This window comes from Pseudomonas sp. Pseu.R1 (assembly GCF_045764065.1).
GTDB lineage: Bacteria > Pseudomonadota > Gammaproteobacteria > Pseudomonadales > Pseudomonadaceae > Aquipseudomonas.
In genome coordinates this window covers 827,999-847,919 of the sequence record NZ_JBJGEE020000001.1, presented here as the reverse complement: position 1 = coordinate 847,919, position 19,921 = coordinate 827,999, and the positions used below count along the sequence as shown (strand labels likewise).

General features: G+C 57.9%; 24 protein-coding genes. 16 read left to right on the top strand and 8 right to left on the bottom strand.

The genetic code is table 11. From position 1 onward, the window contains the following. Positions 1–296: 296 nt before the first annotated feature. Together ACI5GA_RS04065 and ACI5GA_RS04060 are read right to left on the bottom strand one after the other, a co-directional pair. A complete protein-coding gene (locus tag ACI5GA_RS04065; RefSeq protein WP_404630393.1) occupies positions 297–554 on the bottom strand; it encodes a hypothetical protein in 258 nt (85 codons plus the stop codon). Positions 555–638: 84 nt separating this feature from the next. After that, positions 639–863: a DUF6555 family protein gene (locus ACI5GA_RS04060; protein ID WP_404630391.1), complete on the bottom strand. Its 225-nt coding sequence runs from the start codon at positions 861–863 to the stop codon at positions 639–641. Between the two features lie 481 nt (positions 864–1,344). On the opposite strand from ACI5GA_RS04060, the gene ACI5GA_RS04055 reads away from it, so the two are divergent. Continuing rightward, positions 1,345–1,674 (top strand): hypothetical protein, encoded by a 330-nt coding sequence (locus tag ACI5GA_RS04055; protein WP_404631684.1) that lies wholly within the window; start codon positions 1,345–1,347, stop codon positions 1,672–1,674. Positions 1,675–1,723: 49 nt separating this feature from the next. On the opposite strand, the gene ACI5GA_RS04050 is transcribed toward ACI5GA_RS04055, so the two are convergent. Next, positions 1,724–2,782, bottom strand: a complete 1,059-nt coding sequence (locus ACI5GA_RS04050; RefSeq protein WP_421421830.1) for an endonuclease/exonuclease/phosphatase family protein — start codon at positions 2,780–2,782, stop codon at positions 1,724–1,726. 78 nt (positions 2,783–2,860) lie between these two features. Next, entirely contained in the window at positions 2,861–3,136 is a 276-nt protein-coding gene (locus tag ACI5GA_RS04045) for a DUF1654 domain-containing protein (RefSeq protein ID WP_404630387.1), read from the bottom strand. A 173-nt stretch (positions 3,137–3,309) separates the two neighbouring features. On the opposite strand from ACI5GA_RS04045, the gene ACI5GA_RS04040 reads away from it, so the two are divergent. Continuing rightward, positions 3,310–3,534 (top strand): YgdI/YgdR family lipoprotein, encoded by a 225-nt coding sequence (locus tag ACI5GA_RS04040; RefSeq protein WP_421421828.1) that lies wholly within the window; start codon positions 3,310–3,312, stop codon positions 3,532–3,534. Between the two features lie 67 nt (positions 3,535–3,601). On the opposite strand, the gene ACI5GA_RS04035 is transcribed toward ACI5GA_RS04040, so the two are convergent. Next, a complete protein-coding gene (locus ACI5GA_RS04035; RefSeq protein WP_404630383.1) occupies positions 3,602–3,874 on the bottom strand; it encodes a hypothetical protein in 273 nt (90 codons plus the stop codon). A gap of 346 nt (positions 3,875–4,220) precedes the next feature. Here ACI5GA_RS04035 and ACI5GA_RS04030 point away from each other — a divergent pair, with 346 nt between their 5' ends. From ACI5GA_RS04030 to ACI5GA_RS04000, 7 genes are all read left to right on the top strand, one after another. Next, positions 4,221–5,180: a sugar ABC transporter substrate-binding protein gene (locus ACI5GA_RS04030; RefSeq protein ID WP_404630381.1), complete on the top strand. Its 960-nt coding sequence runs from the start codon at positions 4,221–4,223 to the stop codon at positions 5,178–5,180. 73 nt (positions 5,181–5,253) lie between these two features. After that, entirely contained in the window at positions 5,254–6,804 is a 1,551-nt protein-coding gene (locus tag ACI5GA_RS04025) for a sugar ABC transporter ATP-binding protein (protein ID WP_421421827.1), read from the top strand. Next, entirely contained in the window at positions 6,804–7,799 is a 996-nt protein-coding gene (locus ACI5GA_RS04020; RefSeq protein WP_404630377.1) for an ABC transporter permease, read from the top strand. Before ACI5GA_RS04025 ends, ACI5GA_RS04020 begins: the two co-directional genes overlap by 1 nt. Before the next feature lies 1 nt (position 7,800). After that, on the top strand, positions 7,801–8,823 hold the full coding sequence (locus ACI5GA_RS04015; protein ID WP_421421825.1) for a LacI family DNA-binding transcriptional regulator: 1,023 nt from the start codon (positions 7,801–7,803) through the stop codon (positions 8,821–8,823). Between the two features lie 40 nt (positions 8,824–8,863). Next, the gene (gene rbsK, locus ACI5GA_RS04010) at positions 8,864–9,781 is read left to right on the top strand and encodes a ribokinase (protein WP_421421823.1); all 918 of its coding nucleotides are present in this window, start codon (positions 8,864–8,866) and stop codon (positions 9,779–9,781) included. Next, a complete protein-coding gene (rbsD, locus tag ACI5GA_RS04005; protein ID WP_421421821.1) occupies positions 9,778–10,182 on the top strand; it encodes a D-ribose pyranase in 405 nt (134 codons plus the stop codon). Before rbsK ends, rbsD begins: the two co-directional genes overlap by 4 nt. A 42-nt stretch (positions 10,183–10,224) precedes the next feature. Beyond that, the gene (locus tag ACI5GA_RS04000) at positions 10,225–11,253 is read left to right on the top strand and encodes a nucleoside hydrolase (RefSeq protein ID WP_404630369.1); all 1,029 of its coding nucleotides are present in this window, start codon (positions 10,225–10,227) and stop codon (positions 11,251–11,253) included. Here ACI5GA_RS04000 and ACI5GA_RS03995 read toward each other — a convergent pair whose 3' ends face one another. Then, the gene (locus tag ACI5GA_RS03995; protein WP_421421819.1) at positions 11,254–11,451 is read right to left on the bottom strand and encodes a hypothetical protein; all 198 of its coding nucleotides are present in this window, start codon (positions 11,449–11,451) and stop codon (positions 11,254–11,256) included. Between the two features lie 216 nt (positions 11,452–11,667). On the opposite strand from ACI5GA_RS03995, the gene ACI5GA_RS03990 reads away from it, so the two are divergent. Continuing rightward, the gene (locus ACI5GA_RS03990; RefSeq protein ID WP_421421818.1) at positions 11,668–11,991 is read left to right on the top strand and encodes an I78 family peptidase inhibitor; all 324 of its coding nucleotides are present in this window, start codon (positions 11,668–11,670) and stop codon (positions 11,989–11,991) included. A 59-nt stretch (positions 11,992–12,050) separates the two neighbouring features. On the opposite strand, the gene ACI5GA_RS03985 is transcribed toward ACI5GA_RS03990, so the two are convergent. Both ACI5GA_RS03985 and ACI5GA_RS03980 read right to left on the bottom strand, forming a co-directional pair. Continuing rightward, a complete protein-coding gene (locus ACI5GA_RS03985) occupies positions 12,051–12,263 on the bottom strand; it encodes a cold-shock protein (RefSeq protein WP_017904083.1) in 213 nt (70 codons plus the stop codon). Between the two features lie 298 nt (positions 12,264–12,561). Continuing rightward, positions 12,562–12,876, bottom strand: coding sequence for a hypothetical protein (locus ACI5GA_RS03980; RefSeq protein ID WP_404630363.1), 315 nt, complete (start codon positions 12,874–12,876; stop codon positions 12,562–12,564). Positions 12,877–13,270: 394 nt separating this feature from the next. On the opposite strand from ACI5GA_RS03980, the gene thrS reads away from it, so the two are divergent. The 6 genes from thrS to pheT all read left to right on the top strand — a co-directional run bounded on the left by thrS (position 13,271) and on the right by pheT (position 19,919). Beyond that, on the top strand, positions 13,271–15,193 hold the full coding sequence (thrS, locus tag ACI5GA_RS03975; RefSeq protein ID WP_421421816.1) for a threonine--tRNA ligase: 1,923 nt from the start codon (positions 13,271–13,273) through the stop codon (positions 15,191–15,193). Continuing rightward, complete coding sequence (gene infC, locus ACI5GA_RS03970) at positions 15,193–15,744, top strand: translation initiation factor IF-3 (RefSeq protein WP_404631682.1); 552 nt, start codon at positions 15,193–15,195, stop codon at positions 15,742–15,744. Before thrS ends, infC begins: the two co-directional genes overlap by 1 nt. Positions 15,745–15,804: 60 nt before the next feature. Then, on the top strand, positions 15,805–15,999 hold the full coding sequence (gene rpmI, locus ACI5GA_RS03965) for a 50S ribosomal protein L35 (protein WP_027620572.1): 195 nt from the start codon (positions 15,805–15,807) through the stop codon (positions 15,997–15,999). Positions 16,000–16,027: 28 nt separating this feature from the next. Further along, a complete protein-coding gene (gene rplT, locus ACI5GA_RS03960) occupies positions 16,028–16,384 on the top strand; it encodes a 50S ribosomal protein L20 (protein ID WP_295479351.1) in 357 nt (118 codons plus the stop codon). A gap of 105 nt (positions 16,385–16,489) precedes the next feature. Continuing rightward, a complete protein-coding gene (pheS, locus tag ACI5GA_RS03955) occupies positions 16,490–17,506 on the top strand; it encodes a phenylalanine--tRNA ligase subunit alpha (RefSeq protein ID WP_404630358.1) in 1,017 nt (338 codons plus the stop codon). 31 nt (positions 17,507–17,537) lie between these two features. Further along, entirely contained in the window at positions 17,538–19,919 is a 2,382-nt protein-coding gene (pheT, locus tag ACI5GA_RS03950) for a phenylalanine--tRNA ligase subunit beta (RefSeq protein WP_421421814.1), read from the top strand. Positions 19,920–19,921: the final 2 nt, after the last annotated feature.

Genomic DNA, 19,921 nt, shown 5'->3' with positions numbered 1-19,921 from the left:
GCGGCATTATGCCCCAAGGCGACGTGACTTGCGCCGGGGAACCGCCGTCAAAAGCGGCTATTTTTACACATGTCAGCGAACTGTCAGGTGAAAAGGCGGTTTTTTGTACGCACTTCCCCGTAATGCCGTGCTCAAGGCGGATCGTCACCCATAAAAAACGCCCGAGGGACACGCTTTTGACAGGCGCATAAAAAATCCGATGCTCGTTTCCAGGCATCGGATTTTGCGGTTCACAGGCTAAACGTCAGTCTTACCTGACAGGCATCAGGCTTGAGCCGGTTTTTTAAGGGGGGTAATTATGAACTCTGCAAGTGCTTGGCAGCCTCGACCCCCGCCGAACTGAGCTTGACCGGGTAGCGCAATGAACGCTCGCCCTTGATGGGGTGGTCGACGCAGCCGTCGTGAATCAGGCCCGCGTTCTGTAGATGTTCCAGGGTGTCGGCGACGGCGTGTTCGCCCCGGTAATTATCCAACACTTCTTTGCCCAGTCCGACCGGGTGAGCGTGCAAGAGCCGGGTCAGCACCTCGTTCTTGAGTGCGTTATCGATGGTCATATTTTCCTCGCTTTGCTGGTTTGATGAGCGCTGCTTGTAAATACCGACCACGCGATACAGGGATCGTTTTGAGTTTTTACGTGCTCAGGTGCGTTTCCACTGTACCTGAGTCACGCCCAGGCCTTCAGCATAGAGCATCGCCAGACGCAGCGGCCCTGTGGCAATGCTGCCTTCAAGATTGCCGACGCCTGCGTGCAATGTGGCGAAGTGCAATGCTTCGCTTTCGCACAGGTGTTTGGCGTGATGGGAAAACTGTCGGGATTCGCCTCGAAAACGGTAATGAATTTCAAAATCCTTAGAGTCATTCATCATCATGGGCCTGTTGGGCGTCGTGTACGCCGGTCTGAAATTTGAGTACTTCCTGATGTACCTGACAGGGTGGTCGCTTAATGCATCGGCGATGCTGTCACTTCATTTCGAGATCGATACAGGCTGCTGGAGCGTTTTCCGGCCTTGGATCGTGGTGCGTTTTCTCTGCCTGAGACGAGTAACCTGCGTTGACTGAACCGGCTACTGACCGGCAGAGAATTGCATTGTTTTTGTGCTGTTTGCACCTTGTGCCGATGAGCGGCCATGTGCCATATCTGTTCGAGTGTGCTCGTACTTCGCCTGCTAAAAAACGCCTTGGCATTGCATGTTTTTGAATGGATGGGGAGCGTCGGTGATCGCTGCGCGACTCGGTGCAGCGTCCGCATGCTCGTTTTTTTCAGGTAGGGGCAATGTGATGGCCCGCGCCTCGCCTCATTTCTGGAAAAATCCTTCTCTTTCAGGGAATTCCGGGGCAAAGCGTATGCGAAGTATTGGGTTGGGCGTGACGGCATTGGCTTTGATGGTGGCAGTGATGCCCGCGCAGGCCCGTGATATCAGCAAAAATGATGTTCAGGTGTGCAAGTGGGGTTCAGGCGTCGCGGGGGCGGCGCAGCAATCCAAGTTATCGGGTACGACGCTTTACAGCGCCCGCAAGAAATTGCAATCGCGCAAGTACGCTCAGCCCTGGATGCGCAAAATGGCGCTGGGCATTACCGAGCAAACCTACAAGAGCCCGTCTCGCCTGAAACCGGCGGCCGTCAAGCAAACGTACTATGAGGGCTGCATTCAGCACGATCTGGCGCGCAAATGACACGAAAAACGGGGCAAGGTCAACCGCGCCCCGTTTTGTGTTTTTGCGGTCAGTGGCAGTTGCCCGCGAGGTGATAATGCTGCGCTTCAGCAGCGGCCGTGCTGTCGAATTCCATGCGGTTTTTCTCCGACACGCTGTTGTACGAAGGGCAATCCGGGCGGTGGTAGATCATGGTCTTCTTGTTGCCGCGGATCGCCACGGTCAGGTTTTTTGCGCTGTCATTGCCGACTGCGACAGGCTTCATCGGGTTGGGTGACGTTGATTTTACGGAAGCGTTGCCCGGGCTGCCGCCGCTCAGACTGGCGCTGAGAAAGATGGGGGCATGATCCGACACTTTGTCTCGGCCCTGCGCATGGCTCAACCCCAGAAATTTCGGGTAGTTGAACACCTGGATGCTATTCACCTTGATGGCAGAGTTGCGGCTGACGAAGATGTTGTCGTAGAGGTTGGAGAATTTGCCGTCAGTGGTCGACAGCGTACTCGCACCTTCGAGCATCAGCGGTCTGGCACTGGCGTCAAGCTTGTCCCAGGCCGGGGACGAAGGCGGGGTATTGAAATCGCCCATCAGCATGATCGAGTTATTGCCCGGATAAGTGTCTTTCAGCCAGGCCCAGTAGCTCGACAGCGCGGTGATTTCGGACGCGCGATCCGCCTGATTCTTACCATAAAGAATGTGCACGGTGGCGACTACGAATGTCGCGCCGTCCTTGAGTGACTTGAAGCGGGCGGAGTACGGCTCGCGCTCGAACGCATCGCCCCGGTCGAGGTAGGTGACTGCGCCGTCTTCGTAGGCAATGACGTCGTCACGCCACACAAAACCGTACATTTCCTTGTAGGAAGATCGTCCCACTGCATGTGAGGCCATCGCACTCCAGTGCTTGCCCGTCTGGCGGGTCAGCTCGGTTGCGAGCGCTTGAAGCGCTTCTTCGTTCATCAGTTCCTGTACGGCGAGAAAGTCGACTTTCTGGGCCACTTTGGCAATGGCCTGGAAATCCTTGTTAGGGCGCACACTCAAGTGCTCCAGGTTCCAGGTGCCAATGTTGATGTCAGCGAAAGCGTTTTGCAGCAGAGAAAGCGTCAGCAGGATAGAGGCGAAAAATCTGAGCATGAAGTCCAACTAGAGCGGGTTGAAACGAACGCGAGCCATTCAGTCTGGCTCGCGGTTATCAGTGAGGCGTCAGGGGAATCAGTCTTCCTTGGGCACGGTCCAGAAAATCTGCACGCCACCGTCATCACGCCAGGCCAGTGTCACGTTGTCGTTCTCGGCGATTTCTTCCAGCAACTGATTCCAGTCATCTTCCTGTTCGTTGGCGAGACGGAAAATCAACGCCGAACGTGACCGCTGTGCGGTAGGCGAGTTGATGATTTTCTGGATGCGCGTGGCCAGGTGCTCGTAAGAGACGGGCGCGGAAGCGGTGTTGTCAGACACGGAAAGATCCTTTGTTTTATGCTGTATGTGCATACAGTATTTTACTGTAGGGCGTTTCGCAACTCTGACGTAGGGAAAAACGTGATGAGGAACAATTTGTTGATTCTTCTGACGCTCGCTGGGGATGCGAACCAAAACGGCTCGCACCGATCAGATGCTCTGTTGGCGAATCGGTTCGCAGTGGTCCAGAGAAAAAAGGAGTCAGCATGAATATCAAAGGGGTGGGGTTGTACGTAGCGCTGTTGTGTTTTTTCGGGATGGCCGGCTGCTCGACGGCAACCGTGGTGACGCTGCAAAACGGTACTCAATACGTGACCAAGGACTTGCCCAAAACCAAGAGCAAGGATGGCTTCTATGAGTTTGAAGATATTTCCGGAAAAACGGTCAGGGTGCGCGCCGACGAAGTGGCAACGGTCAAAACAGAAGACTGAGAGGGACGCGCCTGATCGAACGGCATTCGATCAGGCGTCATGACCGTTCGACAGACGCATTGAGCGGTCAGCCATGATCCCGAAGTCGGAACGGGTGAGCAGACACCGCGTTCGAGCGTCGTCCGAACTCCGACCGGATGCGAAAAATCTCTGCGCGAATCTTGTCGCGCACCATCATCTGCTCTTCTTCCGACAACGATTCATACCACTGTCGCTGGGCTTCTCGACTCCTTCCTACCGGGCTTGAGCCGGGAAGGGCAGAGATCATGGATTGAACGAAGTCCGAGGCAGGATCGGATCCGTCCTCTGCCCGAATATCCTTTGCGGCCGGGTCTGTCATTTTTACTCCCGCAGTCCATCGGTAAACATGGTTATCGTTGTGTGACAAATGGCGATGTCAGATGGCCGTCATCTTAGCGCAGCCTCAAGCATTACAGTGCATTAGCGCGATAATTTAGTGTGGCGTGTGAACTGACAAGCAGTCCGCCAGGTATTTTCTCGGCGCAGGACGGGCAGCGGGAGGAGCGAGAGGGATACACAAACCGTCACGTCATTGCTCGGGGAAGTTGACAAAGCGCGTGTTGATTACCATAGTTTCGCTCACGCAAACGTTTGCGACTGATTCGATGCGTCGAATCGAGTCCCGTACGGTGCCGATACAATAATCATAATGTCGGAGTGATCCCATGAAGCTGCCATTCGCTGCACGTCTTCTTGCTGTTGCCATGCTCACCGCGAGCGCCGTTACCCTGCCTCTTTCATCCGCCTACGCCGACGACGCGAAAAAGCCCACGGTCGCGCTGGTGATGAAGTCCTTGGCCAATGAATTCTTCCTGACCATGGAAGACGGCGCCAAGGAATACCAGAAACAACATTCCGCTGATTTCGACCTGATTTCCAACGGCATCAAGAACGAGTCCGATACGGCTGCGCAGATCGACATCGTCAACCAGATGATCGTCAAGAAGGTCGATGCACTGGTCATTGCGCCTGCCGACTCGAAAGCCCTGGCTTCTGTGATCAAAAAGGCCATGGACGCCGGTATCAAGGTCGTGAACATCGACAACCAGCTCGATGCCGATGTGCTGAAAAGCAAGAATATCGAAGTGCCGTTCGTTGGCCCCAACAACCGCAAGGGGGCCAAGCTGGTGGGCGATTACCTGGCCAAACAGCTGACTGCAGGCGATCAGGTGGGCATCATCGAAGGCGTGCCGACCACCACCAACGCACAGCAGCGCACCGCCGGTTTCAAGGACGCGATGGACGCTGCGCAGATGAAGATCGTGTCCACGCAATCGGGTAACTGGGAAATCGACAAGGGCAACGCAGTCGCGTCCGCCATGCTCAATGAATACCCGAATCTGAAGGCGCTGCTGGCCGGTAACGACAGCATGGCGCTGGGCGCCGTGTCGGCCGTACGTGCGGCGGGTAAAACAGGCAAAGTGCAGGTTGTCGGCTACGACAACATCAATGCCATCAAACCGATGCTCAAGGATGGCCGTGTCCTGGCGACCGCCGACCAGTTCGCCGCACGTCAGGCCGTGTTTGGCATCGACACTGCGCTGAAGATGATCAAAGGCGACAAGCTCGACATCAAGGACGGCGTCATCGAGACCCCGGTCGAGTTGGTCACCAAGCCGCAGTAAGCCTTACCTTCAAACATCCGTGAATGCTGCCTGCCCTCCTTTTCATGGGAAGGGCAGGCGCGTGGAGAGCGTTATGTCAGCGTCTGCTCAGGCCGCTGTTCTATCTGTCAGCGGCATCGGCAAAACCTACGCCCAACCTGTTCTCGGCGACATCGACCTGACGCTCATGCGTGGGGAGGTGCTGGCGCTGACCGGGGAAAACGGCGCAGGTAAAAGCACCCTGTCGAAAATCATCGGTGGACTGGTCACGCCCACCACCGGCCAGATGCAGTTTCAGGGGCAGCCGTACACGCCCGACAGTCGCACTCAGGCCGAAAAGCTGGGCGTGCGCATGGTCATGCAGGAACTCAATCTGCTGCCGACGCTGTCGGTGGCCGAAAACCTGTTTCTCGATAATTTGCCCAGCCGGGCAGGCTTCATCAACCGCAAAAAACTCCGCGAAGACGCAATCAAGGCCATGGCGCAGGTGGGGCTGGATGCCATCGACCCCGACACCCTGGTCGGCGAGTTGGGCATCGGCCATCAACAGATGGTCGAAATCGCCCGCAACCTGATCGGCGATTGCCATGTGCTGATCCTCGATGAGCCGACCGCGATGCTGACGGCCCGTGAGGTGGAGATGCTCTTCGAGCAGATCACGCGTCTGCAGGAGCGGGGTGTTTCCATCGTTTATATCTCCCACCGTCTGGAAGAACTGGCCCGAGTGGCCCAGCGCATCGCGGTGTTGCGCGACGGCAAGCTGGTGTGTGTGGATGCCATGGCCCACTACAACAGCGAGCAACTGGTGACGCTGATGGTCGGGCGTGAACTGGGCGAGCACATTGATCTGGGGGCGCGACAGATTGGCGACGTGGCCTTGTCAGTCAAGGGCTTGAGTCGGTCCGACAAGGTGCGCGATGTGTCTTTCGAGGTGCGCGCCGGAGAGATTTTCGGTATTTCCGGGCTGATCGGTGCCGGTCGTACCGAGCTGTTGCGGTTGATCTACGGCGCTGATGTCGCCGACAGCGGAACCGTAGAAGTGGGCAGCCCGCTGCAAGCGGTGCGGGTCAATTCGCCGGTGGATGCGGTGAGTCACGGCATTGCCTTGATCACGGAGGATCGCAAGGGCGAAGGCCTTCTGCTGACGCAGTCGATCAGTGCCAACATCGCGCTGGGCAACATGGATGCGATTTCCAGTTCCGGTGTGGTCAACGGCAACGCGGAAATGGCGCTGGCCAGGCGGCAAGTCGAGGCCATGCGCATTCGCAGTTCAAGCCCCACGCAACTCGTCTCCGAGCTGTCTGGAGGCAACCAGCAAAAGGTGGTGATCGGGCGCTGGCTGGAGCGTGACTGCCAGGTGATGCTGTTCGACGAGCCTACCCGGGGCATTGATGTCGGCGCCAAGTTCGACATCTACACGCTGCTGGGCGAACTGACCCGTCAGGGCAGGGCGCTGGTGGTGGTCTCCAGTGATCTGCGCGAACTCATGCTGATCTGCGACCGCATTGGCGTGTTGTCCGCCGGGCGTTTGATCGACACCTTCGAACGCGACACCTGGACTCAGGACGAGTTGCTTGCCGCCGCCTTTGCGGGCTATCAAAAACGTGATGCGCTGCTGTCCGACGCTGCGCCCAGGAATTCTTGATGAAAACTTCAACCACTCCCGCCGCACTGCCTTCGCCGGGCAAGCGCAGCGGCAACTATTTCGGCCTCGGCACCTATCTGGGGCTGGCGGGCGCGTTGCTGGCGATGATCGTGCTGTTCTCGCTGCTCAGTGATCACTTCCTGTCGTATGAAACCTTCAGCACCCTGGCCAACCAGATTCCGGACCTGATGGTGCTGGCAGTGGGCATGACGTTCATCCTGATCATCGGCGGCATCGACCTTTCCGTTGGTTCGGTGTTGGCGCTTGCGGCCTCGGCGGTCAGTGTCGCCATGCTCGGTTGGGGCTGGGGCGTGTTGCCGTCTGCGCTACTGGGAATGGTCTGCGCCACGGCGGCCGGAACGCTGACCGGTTCGATCACCGTGGCGTGGCGTATCCCTTCTTTTATTGTGTCGTTGGGCGTGCTGGAAATGGCTCGCGGCGTGGCCTATCAACTGACCGATTCGCGCACGGCGTACATTGGCGATTCTTTCGCCTGGCTGTCCAATCCGTTTGCCTTTGGGATTTCGCCGTCGTTCGTCATTGCATTGGTCGTGATCTTCGCGGCTCAAGCGGTGCTGACCCGTACCGTGTTCGGTCGCTATCTGATTGGCATCGGCACCAACGAAGAGGCCGTGCGTCTGGCAGGTATCAATCCGAAGCCCTACAAGATTCTCGTGTTTTCCCTCATGGGACTGCTGGCCGGATTGGCGGCGCTGTTTCAGATTTCCCGTCTGGAAGCCGCAGACCCCAACGCGGGCTCCGGGCTTGAATTGCAAGTCATCGCGGCGGTGGTGATCGGCGGGACCAGTCTGATGGGCGGGCGCGGTTCGGTCATCAGCACATTCTTCGGTGTGCTGATCATTTCGGTGCTGGCCGCCGGGCTCGCGCAGATCGGTGCTACCGAACCGACCAAGCGCATCATCACTGGCGCAGTGATCGTGGTTGCAGTCATTCTGGACACCTATCGCAGTCATCGCGCACGGCGGCGCGGCTGATATGGCGACCATCAAGGATGTTGCTGCCATCGCGGGTATTTCCTACACCACGGTGTCCCACGTGCTGAACAGAACGCGGCCGGTGAGTGACGAGGTACGCAAGAAAGTCGAAGCGGCCATTGCGCAACTGGATTACGTGCCCAGCGCCGTGGCGCGCTCACTCAAGGCCAAGTCCACCGCCACCATCGGCCTGTTGATTCCCAACGGTATCAACCCGTACTTCGCCGAACTGGCCAGGGGCATCGAGGATTACTGCGAGCGCAACGGCTTCTGCGTGATTCTCTGCAACTCGGACGACAACCTGGACAAGCAGCGCAACTACCTGCGTGTGCTGCTCGAAAAGCGCGTCGATGGGTTGATCGTGTCGTCGGTGGGCGGCGGCGACAGTCTGGTGGATAGCCTGTCGGCGGTGCGCACCCCGATGGTCATCGTCGACCGGGACCTGGAAAACATCAGTGCGGATCTGGTACGCATCGATCACGAACTGGGCGCTTACCTGGCGACATCGCACCTGCTTGAACTGGGGCATCGCCATATCGCCTGCATTTGCGGCCCTGAAGAAACCAGCGTGGCGCGCATGCGTCTGGCGGGGTATCGGCGGGCGATGAAGGAGGCAGGTGTCGAGGTTCGCGACAGTTGGGTGGTCGAGAGTGACTTTACCGGCCCCAGTGGTTATCGGGCGGCCGGGCAGTTGTTGGGGGGGGAGCGCCCGACCGCCATCTTCGCGGCCAACGACATGGTCGGTATCGGCGTGCTGCGCGCGGCGGCTGAGCGGAATGTGCGTGTCCCGGCAGACCTGTCGGTGATCGGCTTCGACGATATCCAGATGAGTCAGTATGTGTATCCGGCGCTGACGACAGTGGGGCAGTCCATTCTGCACTTGGGCGAGCGCGCGGCGGAGGTTCTGCTGCGGCGGATCTCGACACGAGGTGACGGCCCGGTGCAGCAACTGATCGTCGCGCCCAGCATCGTGTTGCGCGAATCCACGGCGCCGCCCACCAATGCCTTCAACGAATTTCGCTGAACCGGGCCGCGAAAGGGCCGGAGAGGAGAGTACAGACGTCATGCAAGCAAACGTAGTGATAGTGGGCAGCCTCAACATGGACCTGGTGACCCGTGCGCCGCGCCTGCCGCGAGCGGGGGAGACCCTGGCCGGGCAATCGTTCGTCACGGTGCCGGGGGGCAAGGGTGCGAACCAGGCTGTCGCCGCCGCACGCCTGGGTGCAAAGGTCGCGATGATCGGGTGCGTCGGTAATGATGCCTATGGCGAACAGTTGCGCGCAGCGCTGCTGGCTGAAGGAATCGACTGTCAGGCAGTGACTGCCGTCGCAGGCGAGTCCACGGGGGTTGCGCTGATCGTGGTCGACGACAGCAGCCAAAATGCAATCGTGATTGTCGCCGGGGGCAACGGTCATGTCGCTCCAGCGGTAGTGGATCGGTTTGATGCGTTGCTGAGTCAGGCGCAGGTCGTTATTTGCCAACTGGAAATTCCAGTCGAGACGGTCGGACATGTCCTGAAGCGCAGTCGGGAACTGGGCAAAATCGTTATTCTTAATCCCGCACCGGCTGTGGGGCCGTTGCCTGACGACTGGTATCCGTGGATCGATTACCTGATCCCCAACGAAAGCGAGGCCACTGCTTTGACGGGTTTGCCAGTGGACAGCGTGACCACTGCCCAAGCCGCTGCGGCTACGCTGATGAAGGCTGGCGTGGGCAAGGTGATCGTTACCTTGGGCGAGCAGGGGGCGTTGTTCGCCACTCAAGCGAGTGCCCAGCACTTCGCCGCACCGAAAGTGCAGGCGGTGGACACCACGGCAGCAGGAGATACCTTCGTGGGGGGCTTCGCGGCCGCGCTGGCGGAGGGCAAATCCGAAGCCGAGGCCATACGTTTCGGGCAAGTGGCCGCAGCGCTCTCGGTGACCCGCTCCGGTGCACAGCCCTCCATTCCCACCGTTGAAGATGTTCAGGGCTATCCCTCATGAAAAAGACACCCTTGCTCAACATTGCCCTGTCGCGGGTCGTTGCCTCCCTCGGGCATGGCGACATCCTGATGATCGTGGACGCGGGTATGCCGGTGCCATCCGGCGTGGAACTGATCGATCTGGCGGTCACCCCCGGAGTGCCGGATTTCGTCAGCGTGTTGAACACGGTGCTGGCAGAAATGCAGGTTGAAAGCCACGTGCTTGCGGACGAAATGAATGAAAAGCGTCCACCTGCGCTGGCCGTGATCGAGACGTTGAACGCCAAGGGGCAACTGGGGCAGCAACGGTTTGTCAGTCACGACGCGTTGAAGCAACTGAGCCGCAACGCTCGTGCCATCGTGCGCACGGGCGAATGTCAGCCATACACCAACATTGCGCTGGTATCGGGCGTTGTCTTCTGATCGCTTCGAGTACCTTAACAGCCATGAAACAGGGAGTTTCCAATGCAACCCGGCCATCACTTCATCGTTCAATTGATCAGGAGTCTTGCACTGTTGGCGATCCTCACCAGTACAGCGGCCCATGGGGCTGAAAAACGTGACCTGATCATCGACACCGATCCGGGGGCGGACGATGTCGTTGCGCTGTTAATGGCGCTGGCATCGCCGCAGGAGTTGAACGTCTTGGCGATTACGACCGTGGCCGGCAACGTGCGGATCGACAAAACCTCGCGCAATGCGCGTCTGGCGCGGGAGTGGGCGGGGCGAGAGGAGGTCCCGGTCTATGCGGGCGCAGGGAGACCTCTGGTGCGCACGCCCATCTACGCCGAAAACATTCATGGCAAGGAAGGGCTGCCAGGTATTCCGGTGCATGAACCCAAGCGTGGTCTGGCCGAAGGCAATGCGGTGCAATACCTGATCGACACATTGAGCAAAGCGCCTCCTCACAGCATTACCATCGCCATGCTGGGGCCGCAGACCAACCTCGCACTGGCATTGATCCAGGCGCCGGAAATCACCCATGGCATCAAGGAAGTGGTGGTCATGGGAGGTGCGCACTTTAATGGCGGCAACATCACGCCGGTGGCCGAATTCAATCTCTATGCCGATCCTGACGCGGCGAAGGTCGTGCTGGCCAGTGGGGTGAAACTGACCTACGTACCGCTCGATGTGACGCACAAGATTCTGACCAGTGATCAGCGCATCAAGAACATTGAGGGCCTGAACAACCAGGCGGGCAAGCTGGTGGGGGACATCCTCAATGAATACGTCAAGGGGGATATGGTGCATTACGGGCTGCCCGGTGGGCCTGTGCATGACGCCAGTGTCATCGCCTGGCTGCTCAAGCCGGAGCTGTTCAGCGGCAAGGCGATCAATCTCGCGATCGACAGCCGAGAAGGGCTGACCATGGGCCAGACGGTGGCCGACTGGTACGACACGCTGGGACAGCCCAAGAATGTGTTCTGGGTTGAAAACGGCGATGCACAGGGCTTTTTTGATCTGCTGACCCAACGTCTGGCGCGCCTAAAATAGTCAGGCGCTGTTCAGCGCATCTGCCGCATGACGCAGCCCTATCTGATTCATGAAGTTCTGGGCGCTTTCGGTGCCCAGTTCTCTGACCAGCAAGTCGATCGCGATGATTGCCAGCTCTTCCGCGCTGCCGGGGCTGTGGGCGCATTGTCCCTGTGCCCATCTGGCCTTGATGTCTGCGTCGATGGATACGATTGCCATAACGTGCCTGTTCCTTTCCTTGAAAAAAAACGTCTTCGGGGTGCTCAGCATGCCAAATGTTTTGTGACGATTTGCTTGCCTTTGCGGCGTAAGGCTCGTGCAGACTTGCGCGTTATTCTCGACAAAGCCGAGGCCTGTACGGCGACCGTTTAGGAAACCATGCAGGTCGAGCGCTGTCGCAGAAGTTCTGGTTTACGTTAAGCACAAGGAGGCGGTATGCCCTGGAAACACGCATCATCGGGTCTGGTTCTGGTCGCAGCGGTACTGGCGGGTTGCAGCAGTACATCCGAGTCGACACAACCGTCGGCGAACCCTGCGGCTTCGGACGCTGGCCAATCTCGTTGCGATGCTGCCGCTGCCCAGTTCGCGGTTGGAAAACCGGCTTCTGCAGCGTTGCTGGAGCAGGCGAGGGTCAAGGCGGGTGCGCAAACGGCGCGGATTCTTGGTCCTCACGACATGGTCACGCTGGAGTACCGTTCCGATCGGTTGAACATCAATACCGATCAAAGTGCCACGATCAACCGTGTGAACTGCGGTTAACGATTTTCAGTCGGTATAAAAAAACCCCGTCAGTGACGGGGTTTTTCAGCGCGCTCGGATTACTCCGGGCGAACCTGAGCGGCTTGCATGCCCTTTTGGCCTTTCTCAGCCACGAAGGAAACGGTCTGGCCTTCTTTCAGGCTTTTGAAACCGTCAGCTTCGATAGCCTTGAAGTGTACGAACAGGTCGTCACCGCCACCTTGTGGAGTGATAAAGCCGAAGCCTTTTTCATCGTTGAACCATTTTACGGTGCCGGTTTGGCGATTAGACATGGTGGATCTCCAGAAACATAATTTTCAGTAGTGCTGTGCTGCTCAGGCCAACTGGGCACACGCGGGCTATCATAGTCGAATTGTGTGAATGCAGGACTTTTTCGATAAGAACTTTGCGCCAGTGCCGTAAAACGATACGGCATATGATGCCGTTATTCGCAGCGTCTTCCGCAAAAGAGAGCCGCTGCGAGTGAGGCGTTGGTGCCGCTGCGACCCCGGTATTTCGGGGGCTTCGGCGAAATGTAGGCCGTCTGGGGGGATGACGGCCCATTCATTTCGGTCCCGCAATGTAAATTTTTTATTTTTTGCCTTTCAGGCAGTTTTCGCCCACTGCTTTTTGCAGTCGGGCGGTCATCTCAGTGCTGGGAGGCGTCGTTTTGTCGCTCAGTGATGCGATCTCCTTGTCGGAGAAATTCTTGTTGATCTGCTGCGCGCCACATTCGCAATGCGCCTTGACGGCATTGGCATCCATCCCGGGGTTGTTCTGAGCCGCCGCAGCCGTGCATTCGCTCATGTAAGTGGTCTTGGTCTGTGCGTCCATGGCGGCATGAGCGCTCAGTGGAAGAGCCAGCGCCATCGGAGCGAGCAGGGCGGCAACACGTAGAAGCTTCATGGTGGTTTCCTTCTTGTCTGTGGGACCCGGAGTGGGCGGGTCTTAACGGAAGTCTCGGTTTATCTGACGGCAGTGGCGACTGCCAGTTCAGTATCCGGACGAATCCCACAAAAACTGTCTGCCGGTTTCTTCGTAATCGATGGTCTGTGCCCTGACGTAGAGCGCAAAGGCTGTGCTAGGATGCCCGTCCTGCAGATTCGCTCGCGTCTCGCGGGGCGGGCCAGATTGCGTATGAGGCCTGTCGATTTCGTATATTCCAGTCACTCTGGTTCGGTCATCGGGTTGGCCCTTGGGCTCCTGCCACTGTGAGGCAGGTACACCGCCGAATCGCGTACTGGCTCTATCCCAACCCACGTGACCTTTGGTAGGGGTCACCACTAGGAGAGGAGGCGCCATGCCAACTATTACTCTTCCCGACGGCAGTCAACGTTCTTTCGATCACCCGGTTTCCGTAGCCGAAGTCGCTGCTTCCATTGGCGCCGGTCTGGCCAAGGCCACCCTGGCGGGCAAGGTCAACGGTCAACTGGTCGATGCCAGCGATGTCATTGATGCCGACGCGAGCCTGCAAATCATCACCCCGAAAGATCAGGAAGGCCTGGAGATCATTCGTCACTCCTGCGCGCATCTGGTCGGCCATGCCGTCAAACAATTGTATCCGACGGCCAAAATGGTCATCGGTCCGGTCATTGACGATGGCTTCTATTATGACATCGCCTACGAGCGTCCTTTCACGCCGGATGACATGGCAGCGATCGAGCAGCGCATGCAGCAGCTCATCGAGAAGGACTACGACGTCATCAAGAAGATGACCCCTCGTGCCGAGGTCATCGAGGTGTTCAAGGCCCGTGGCGAGGACTACAAGCTGCGTCTGGTCGAGGACATGCCGAACGAAAAGGCCATGGGTCTTTACTACCACGAAGAATATGTCGACATGTGCCGTGGCCCGCACGTGCCGAACACTCGCTTTCTCAAGTCGTTCAAACTGACCAAGCTGTCCGGCGCTTATTGGCGCGGCGATGCGAAGAACGAGCAGCTACAACGCGTGTACGGGACGGCCTGGGCTGACAAGAAGCAGTTGGCGGCGTACATCCAGCGCATCGAAGAAGCGGAAAAGCGCGATCATCGCAAGATCGGCAAGCAGCTCGATCTGTTCCACCTGCAGGAAGAAGCGCCAGGCATGGTCTTCTGGCATGCCAATGGCTGGACGGTCTATCAGGTGCTTGAGCAGTACATGCGCAAGGTGCAGCGCGAGAACGGCTATCAGGAAATCAAGACCCCGCAAGTGGTCGACCGCATTCTCTGGGAGCGTTCCGGTCACTGGACCAACTACGCGGAGAACATGTTCACCACGTCTTCGGAAAGCCGCGATTACGCAGTGAAACCGATGAACTGCCCATGTCACGTACAGGTGTTCAACCAGGGGTTGAAGTCTTACCGTGATCTGCCGCTGCGCTTGGCCGAGTTCGGTGCCTGTCACCGCAACGAGCCGTCAGGCGCGTTGCACGGCATCATGCGTGTGCGCGGTTTCGTGCAGGACGACGCGCATATCTTCTGCACCGAAGAGCAGGTGAAGAAGGAAGCGGCTGACTTCATCAAGCTGACGCTGGATGTTTACAAGGACTTCGGCTTCACCGATATCGCGATGAAGCTGTCGACCCGTCCGGCCAAGCGTGTCGGCTCCGAGGAATTGTGGGATCGTGCTGAAAACGCGTTGGCCGATGCACTCAACGAATCGGGTCTGGAGTGGGAATACCAGCCGGGTGAAGGTGCGTTCTACGGACCGAAGATTGAGTTCACTCTGCGTGATTGCCTTGGCCGTAACTGGCAGTGTGGCACCTTGCAGTACGATCCGAACCTGCCGGAGCGTCTGGATGCCAGCTATGTCGCCGAAGACAACAACCGCAAGCGTCCGGTCATGCTGCACCGTGCCATCCTGGGGTCGTTCGAACGCTTCATCGGCATGCTGATCGAGCATTACGCTGGCGTGTTCCCTGCCTGGCTGGCGCCGACCCAGGCGGTGATCATGAACATCACTGACAAACAGGCCGATTTCGCCCTCGAGGTCGAAAAAAATCTGAACGAAAGCGGATTTCGTGCCAAGTCTGACTTGAGAAATGAAAAAATCGGCTTTAAAATCCGCGAGCATACTTTGCTCAAGGTTCCTTATCTCCTCGTTATTGGAGACAAGGAGGTTGAAGCGAGAACTGTCGCTGTGCGTACCCGTGAAGGCGCTGACCTCGGCTCGATGCCGGTCGCCCAGTTCATGGAGCTACTCGCGCAAGCGGTTTCCCGGCGTGGTCGCCAAGATTCGGAGTAATTATTATTAAGCGTGAAATGAGACAGGATAAACGAACTGCACCGAAGGCCCCGATCAACGAGAATATCTCGGCACGCGAGGTTCGGTTAATTGGCGCTGACGGCGAGCAGATTGGCATCGTCTCGATTGATGAAGCGCTTCGAATTGCTGAAGATGCGAAGCTGGATCTGGTAGAAATCTCCGCTGATGCCAACCCACCGGTTTGCAAGGTGATGGACTACGGCAAGCACCTCTTCGAGAAGAAGAAACAGGCCAGCGAAGCGAAGAAGAACCAGAAGCAGATTCAGATCAAAGAAATCAAGTTTCGTCCAGGGACGGAGGAAGGGGATTACCAGGTAAAACTACGCAACCTGGTACGTTTCCTGAGTGACGGGGACAGGGCCAAGATTTCCTTGAGATTTCGCGGTCGTGAGATGGCCCACCAGGAGCTGGGGATGGAGTTGTTGAAGCGGGTTGAGACTGACCTGCTCGAATACGGCTCGGTCGAACAGCATCCTAAGATGGAAGGACGCCAGCTGATCATGGTCATCGCCCCGAAAAAGAAAAAGTAACCACCAGGGCACGGCAGGCCTTGCGGTTATGTTTATCAACTGAATGCGGAGTATCCGAACATGCCAAAGATGAAAACCAAAAGTGGTGCAGCTAAGCGGTTTCTGAAAACCGCGAATGGCATCAAGCACAAGCACGCTTTCAAGAGCCACATCCTGACCAAAATGTCGACCAAGCGTAAGCGTCAACTGCGCGGTAGCAGCCTGCTGCACGCATCTGACGTGGCAAAAGTCGAGCGCATGCTGCGCCTTCGTTAATTTTGATCAAAGATAGAGGAAGTTACTCATGGCTCGTGTAAAGCGTGGCGTCATTGCCCGTAAGCGTCACAAAAAAATTCTGAAACTTGCTAAAGGCTACTACGGCGCGCGTTCACGCGTGTTCCGCGTTGCCAAGCAAGCGGTAATCAAGGCAGGCCAATACGCCTACCGTGACCGTCGTCAGAAAAAACGTCAGTTCCGCGCTCTGTGGATCGCTCGTATCAACGCTGGTGCTCGCAACAACGGTCTGTCCTACAGCCGTCTGATCGCTGGCCTGAAAAAAGCGTCGATCGAAATCGACCGTAAGGTTCTGGCTGATCTGGCAGTGAACGAAAAAGCGGCGTTTGCTGCGATTGTCGAGAAAGCTAAAGCCTCTCTGGCCTAAGTCCCCCGGCAATCACCGGGCTCCCTTCGGAGCTCGGTGTTAAACGTCATAAATAGGGGAAGAGCCTTGTAAGCTCTTCCCCTATTTCGTATCTGGAGTCTGTACATGGAAAACCTGGACGCGCTGGTTTCGCAAGCTCTTGAGGCTGTGCAAAGCGCCGAAGATATCAACGCCCTGGAGCAAATCCGGGTTCACTACCTCGGCAAGAAGGGTGAATTGACTCAGGTGATGAAGACCCTGGGAAATTTGCCGGCTGAAGAGCGTCCGCAAGTCGGTGCGCTGATCAACGTTGCCAAGGAGCGTGTCACAGAGATTCTCAATGCGCGCAAGGCTGCGTTTGAGGAGGCGGAGCTTGCCGCCAAGCTCGCTGCCGAATCCATTGACGTAACCCTGCCTGGCCGCGGTCAGACCACAGGTGGTCTGCATCCTGTCACGCGGACTCTGGAACGTATCGAACAATTCTTCACCCACATCGGGTACGGCATCGCCGAAGGCCCCGAGGTGGAAGACGATTACCACAACTTCGAAGCGCTCAACATCCCCGGCCATCACCCGGCCCGGTCGATGCACGACACTTTCTACTTCGATGCCCGCATGCTGCTGCGCACCCATACCTCGCCGGTACAGGTCCGCACCATGGAGGCGAACAAGCCGCCGATTCGCATCGTGTGCCCTGGTCGTGTGTACCGTAGCGATTCCGATATCACCCACTCTCCGATGTTCCATCAGGTCGAAGGCCTGCTGATCGACCGCGACATCAATTTCGCGGATCTGAAGGGCACCATCGAAGAGTTCCTGCGCGTGTTCTTTGAAAAAGAACTGGCAGTGCGTTTCCGTCCTTCGTATTTCCCGTTCACCGAACCATCGGCAGAAGTCGACATGGAATGTGTCATGTGCAGCGGCAAAGGCTGCCGTGTCTGCAAACAGACCGGCTGGCTGGAAGTCATGGGCTGCGGCATGGTGCACCCGAACGTCCTGCGCATGTCCGGGATCGATCCGGAAGAGTTCCAGGGCTTTGCCTTTGGCATGGGCGCAGAGCGTCTGGCCATGCTGCGTTATGGCGTCAATGATTTGCGCCTGTTCTTCGACAACGACTTGCGATTCCTTGCGCAGTTTCGCTAGGTCGCCGTCACGAACTTATTAGGAGAGCAGGATGAAATTCAGTGAGCAATGGCTGCGTGGCTGGGTAAGCCCGCAAGTGTCCCGTGACGAGCTGGTGGCTCGTCTGTCGATGGCAGGTCTGGAGGTCGACAGCGTGACCCCGGCTGCCGGTGTTTTCAGCGGTGTCGTGGTGGGAGAGGTGCTGAGCACCGAGCAGCACCCGGATGCCGACAAGCTGCGTGTTTGCCAGGTCAGCAATGGCGCAGAAACCTTTCAGGTCGTCTGTGGTGCGCCAAACGTGCGCCCCGGTCTGAAGATTCCGTTTGCGATGATCGGCGCGCAGTTGCCGGGCGACTTCAAGATCAAGAAGGCCAAGCTGCGCGGTGTCGAATCCAACGGCATGCTGTGTTCTCAGGCCGAACTGCAGGTGGGCGAGGGCAACGACGGTTTGATGGAGCTGCCCGCTGACGCGCCAGTAGGCAGGGATTTCCGTGCCTACCTGGAACTGGACGACGCGAGCATTGAGGTCGATCTGACGCCAAACCGTGGCGACTGCCTGTCTGTCGCCGGCCTGGCTCGCGAAGTCGGTGCGCTGTACGACGCCATGGTCACGCGTCCGCACGTTGCTTCGGTGCCTGCGGTGCATGATGAAGTGCTTCCTGTGGAAGTGTTGGCGCCCGCTGCCTGCCCGCGCTATCTGGGTCGTGTGATTCGCAACGTAGACCTGTCGCGTCCAACGCCGCTGTGGATGGTCGAGCGTCTGCGTCGTTCCGAGGTGCGCAGCATCGATGCCGCCGTCGACATCACTAACTACGTGATGCTCGAACTGGGTCAGCCGCTTCACGCGTTCGATCTCGCCGAAATCAATGGCGGGATCCGCGTGCGCATGGCTGAAGAGGGCGAAAAGCTGGTGCTGCTCGACGGTCAGGAAGTTACTCTGCGCGCTGACACGCTGGTGATCGCAGACCATCAACGCGCGCTCGCTATCGCTGGCGTGATGGGGGGCGAGCACAGCGGTGTGAACACCTCGACCACCCGTGACATTTTCCTGGAGAGTGCTTTCTTCGACCAGATCGCGGTCGCAGGCAAGGCGCGCTCCTATGGTTTGCACACCGATGCCTCTCATCGTTATGAGCGTGGTGTGGACTGGCAACTGGCCCGCGAAGCGATGGAACGTGCCACCGGTCTGCTGCTTGAAATCACGGGGGGCGAAGCCGGGCCGATCATTGAGACGGTCAGTGAGCAGCATCTGCCATCGATTGCGCCGGTCACCTTGCGTGCTGATCGTATCGAGCAAATGCTTGGCATGACCATGGACGCGGCAGAGGTTGAGCGTCTGCTGACGGCATTGGGTCTGAAGGTTTCCTCCGAAACGGCCGGTCAATGGCGTGTAGAGGTGCCTAGCCATCGCTTCGATATCAGTCTGGAAGTGGACCTGATCGAAGAGTTAGCGCGTCTTTACGGCTATAACCGCCTTCCGGTCCGTTATCCCCAGGCGCGCCTCGCGCCGCAAGCCCGTGCCGAAGCGCGTGCTGATCTGCCTGCGCTGCGCCGCCTGCTGGTTGCGCGTGGCTATCAGGAAGCGATTACGTACAGCTTCATCGATCAGAAATGGTTCGAACTGTTCACTCCGGGTGTCGAGCCTCTGTTGTTGGCCAACCCGATTTCTGCCGACATGGCGGCCATGCGCGCGTCGCTGTGGCCGGGTCTGGTCAAGGCATTGCAGCATAACCTCAACCGTCAGCAGGATCGTGTACGGCTGTTTGAAAGTGGTTTGCGTTTCGTCGGCCAACTGGACGGTTTGAAACAAGAGCCTATGCTGGCAGGTGTGATCTGCGGCAGCCGTCTGCCGGAAGGCTGGGCGCAAGGGCGCGATGCGGTGGACTTCTTCGACGTCAAAGCTGACGTGGAGGCGGTATTGGGCTTCTCGGGTGCACTGGATGATTTCCGTTTCGTACCGGGCAAGCATGCCGCGCTGCATCCCGGCCAGACAGCGCGTATTGAACGCGATGGCCGCGAGGTAGGTTACCTCGGTGCGCTGCACCCGGAGCTGGTCAAGGCATTGGGGCTTGATCGCCCGGTGTTCGTGTTCGAACTGGTGCTGGCTGAAGTGGTGGAAGGGCGTTTGCCGAAATTCCACGAGTTGTCGCGCTTCCCGGAGGTCCGTCGAGACTTGGCATTGCTGGCCGATCGAGGGGTTTCAGCAACGTCGGTACTGGACGTAATCCGTGAAAATGCAGGGGAATGGCTGACAGACCTCAGCCTGTTTGATGTTTATCAGGGTAAAGGCATTGATCCGCATAGAAAAAGCCTTGCGGTTGGCTTGACCTGGCAACATCCATCGCGCACTCTTACTGACGATGAGGTAAACGCTTCGACGCAGCAAATTCTCACCTCGCTTGAGGAAAGGTTAAACGCCACGTTAAGGAAGTAGCG

Bases quoted from the DNA above. Each gene is read 5' to 3' on its own strand.
- ACI5GA_RS04030 (WP_404630381.1), top strand. From the start codon at position 4,221: ATGAAGCTGCCATTCGCTGCACGTCTTCTTGCTGTTGCCATGCTCACC.
- ACI5GA_RS03990 (WP_421421818.1), top strand. From the start codon at position 11,668: ATGCCCTGGAAACACGCATCATCGGGTCTGGTTCTGGTCGCAGCGGTA.
- ACI5GA_RS04025 (WP_421421827.1), top strand. From the start codon at position 5,254: ATGTCAGCGTCTGCTCAGGCCGCTGTTCTATCTGTCAGCGGCATCGGC.
- ACI5GA_RS04000 (WP_404630369.1), top strand. From the start codon at position 10,225: ATGCAACCCGGCCATCACTTCATCGTTCAATTGATCAGGAGTCTTGCA.
- ACI5GA_RS03995 (WP_421421819.1), bottom strand. From the start codon at position 11,451: ATGGCAATCGTATCCATCGACGCAGACATCAAGGCCAGATGGGCACAG.
- ACI5GA_RS03980 (WP_404630363.1), bottom strand. From the start codon at position 12,876: ATGAAGCTTCTACGTGTTGCCGCCCTGCTCGCTCCGATGGCGCTGGCT.
- thrS (WP_421421816.1), top strand. From the start codon at position 13,271: ATGCCAACTATTACTCTTCCCGACGGCAGTCAACGTTCTTTCGATCAC.
- ACI5GA_RS04015 (WP_421421825.1), top strand. From the start codon at position 7,801: ATGGCGACCATCAAGGATGTTGCTGCCATCGCGGGTATTTCCTACACC.
- rpmI (WP_027620572.1), top strand. From the start codon at position 15,805: ATGCCAAAGATGAAAACCAAAAGTGGTGCAGCTAAGCGGTTTCTGAAA.
- ACI5GA_RS04040 (WP_421421828.1), top strand. From the start codon at position 3,310: ATGAATATCAAAGGGGTGGGGTTGTACGTAGCGCTGTTGTGTTTTTTC.
- pheS (WP_404630358.1), top strand. From the start codon at position 16,490: ATGGAAAACCTGGACGCGCTGGTTTCGCAAGCTCTTGAGGCTGTGCAA.
- ACI5GA_RS03985 (WP_017904083.1), bottom strand. From the start codon at position 12,263: ATGTCTAATCGCCAAACCGGCACCGTAAAATGGTTCAACGATGAAAAA.
- rplT (WP_295479351.1), top strand. From the start codon at position 16,028: ATGGCTCGTGTAAAGCGTGGCGTCATTGCCCGTAAGCGTCACAAAAAA.
- rbsD (WP_421421821.1), top strand. From the start codon at position 9,778: ATGAAAAAGACACCCTTGCTCAACATTGCCCTGTCGCGGGTCGTTGCC.
- pheT (WP_421421814.1), top strand. From the start codon at position 17,538: ATGAAATTCAGTGAGCAATGGCTGCGTGGCTGGGTAAGCCCGCAAGTG.
- ACI5GA_RS04060 (WP_404630391.1), bottom strand. From the start codon at position 863: ATGAATGACTCTAAGGATTTTGAAATTCATTACCGTTTTCGAGGCGAA.
- ACI5GA_RS04050 (WP_421421830.1), bottom strand. From the start codon at position 2,782: ATGCTCAGATTTTTCGCCTCTATCCTGCTGACGCTTTCTCTGCTGCAA.
- ACI5GA_RS04020 (WP_404630377.1), top strand. From the start codon at position 6,804: ATGAAAACTTCAACCACTCCCGCCGCACTGCCTTCGCCGGGCAAGCGC.
- rbsK (WP_421421823.1), top strand. From the start codon at position 8,864: ATGCAAGCAAACGTAGTGATAGTGGGCAGCCTCAACATGGACCTGGTG.
- ACI5GA_RS04065 (WP_404630393.1), bottom strand. From the start codon at position 554: ATGACCATCGATAACGCACTCAAGAACGAGGTGCTGACCCGGCTCTTG.
- ACI5GA_RS04035 (WP_404630383.1), bottom strand. From the start codon at position 3,874: ATGACAGACCCGGCCGCAAAGGATATTCGGGCAGAGGACGGATCCGAT.
- ACI5GA_RS04045 (WP_404630387.1), bottom strand. From the start codon at position 3,136: ATGCACATACAGCATAAAACAAAGGATCTTTCCGTGTCTGACAACACC.
- ACI5GA_RS04055 (WP_404631684.1), top strand. From the start codon at position 1,345: ATGCGAAGTATTGGGTTGGGCGTGACGGCATTGGCTTTGATGGTGGCA.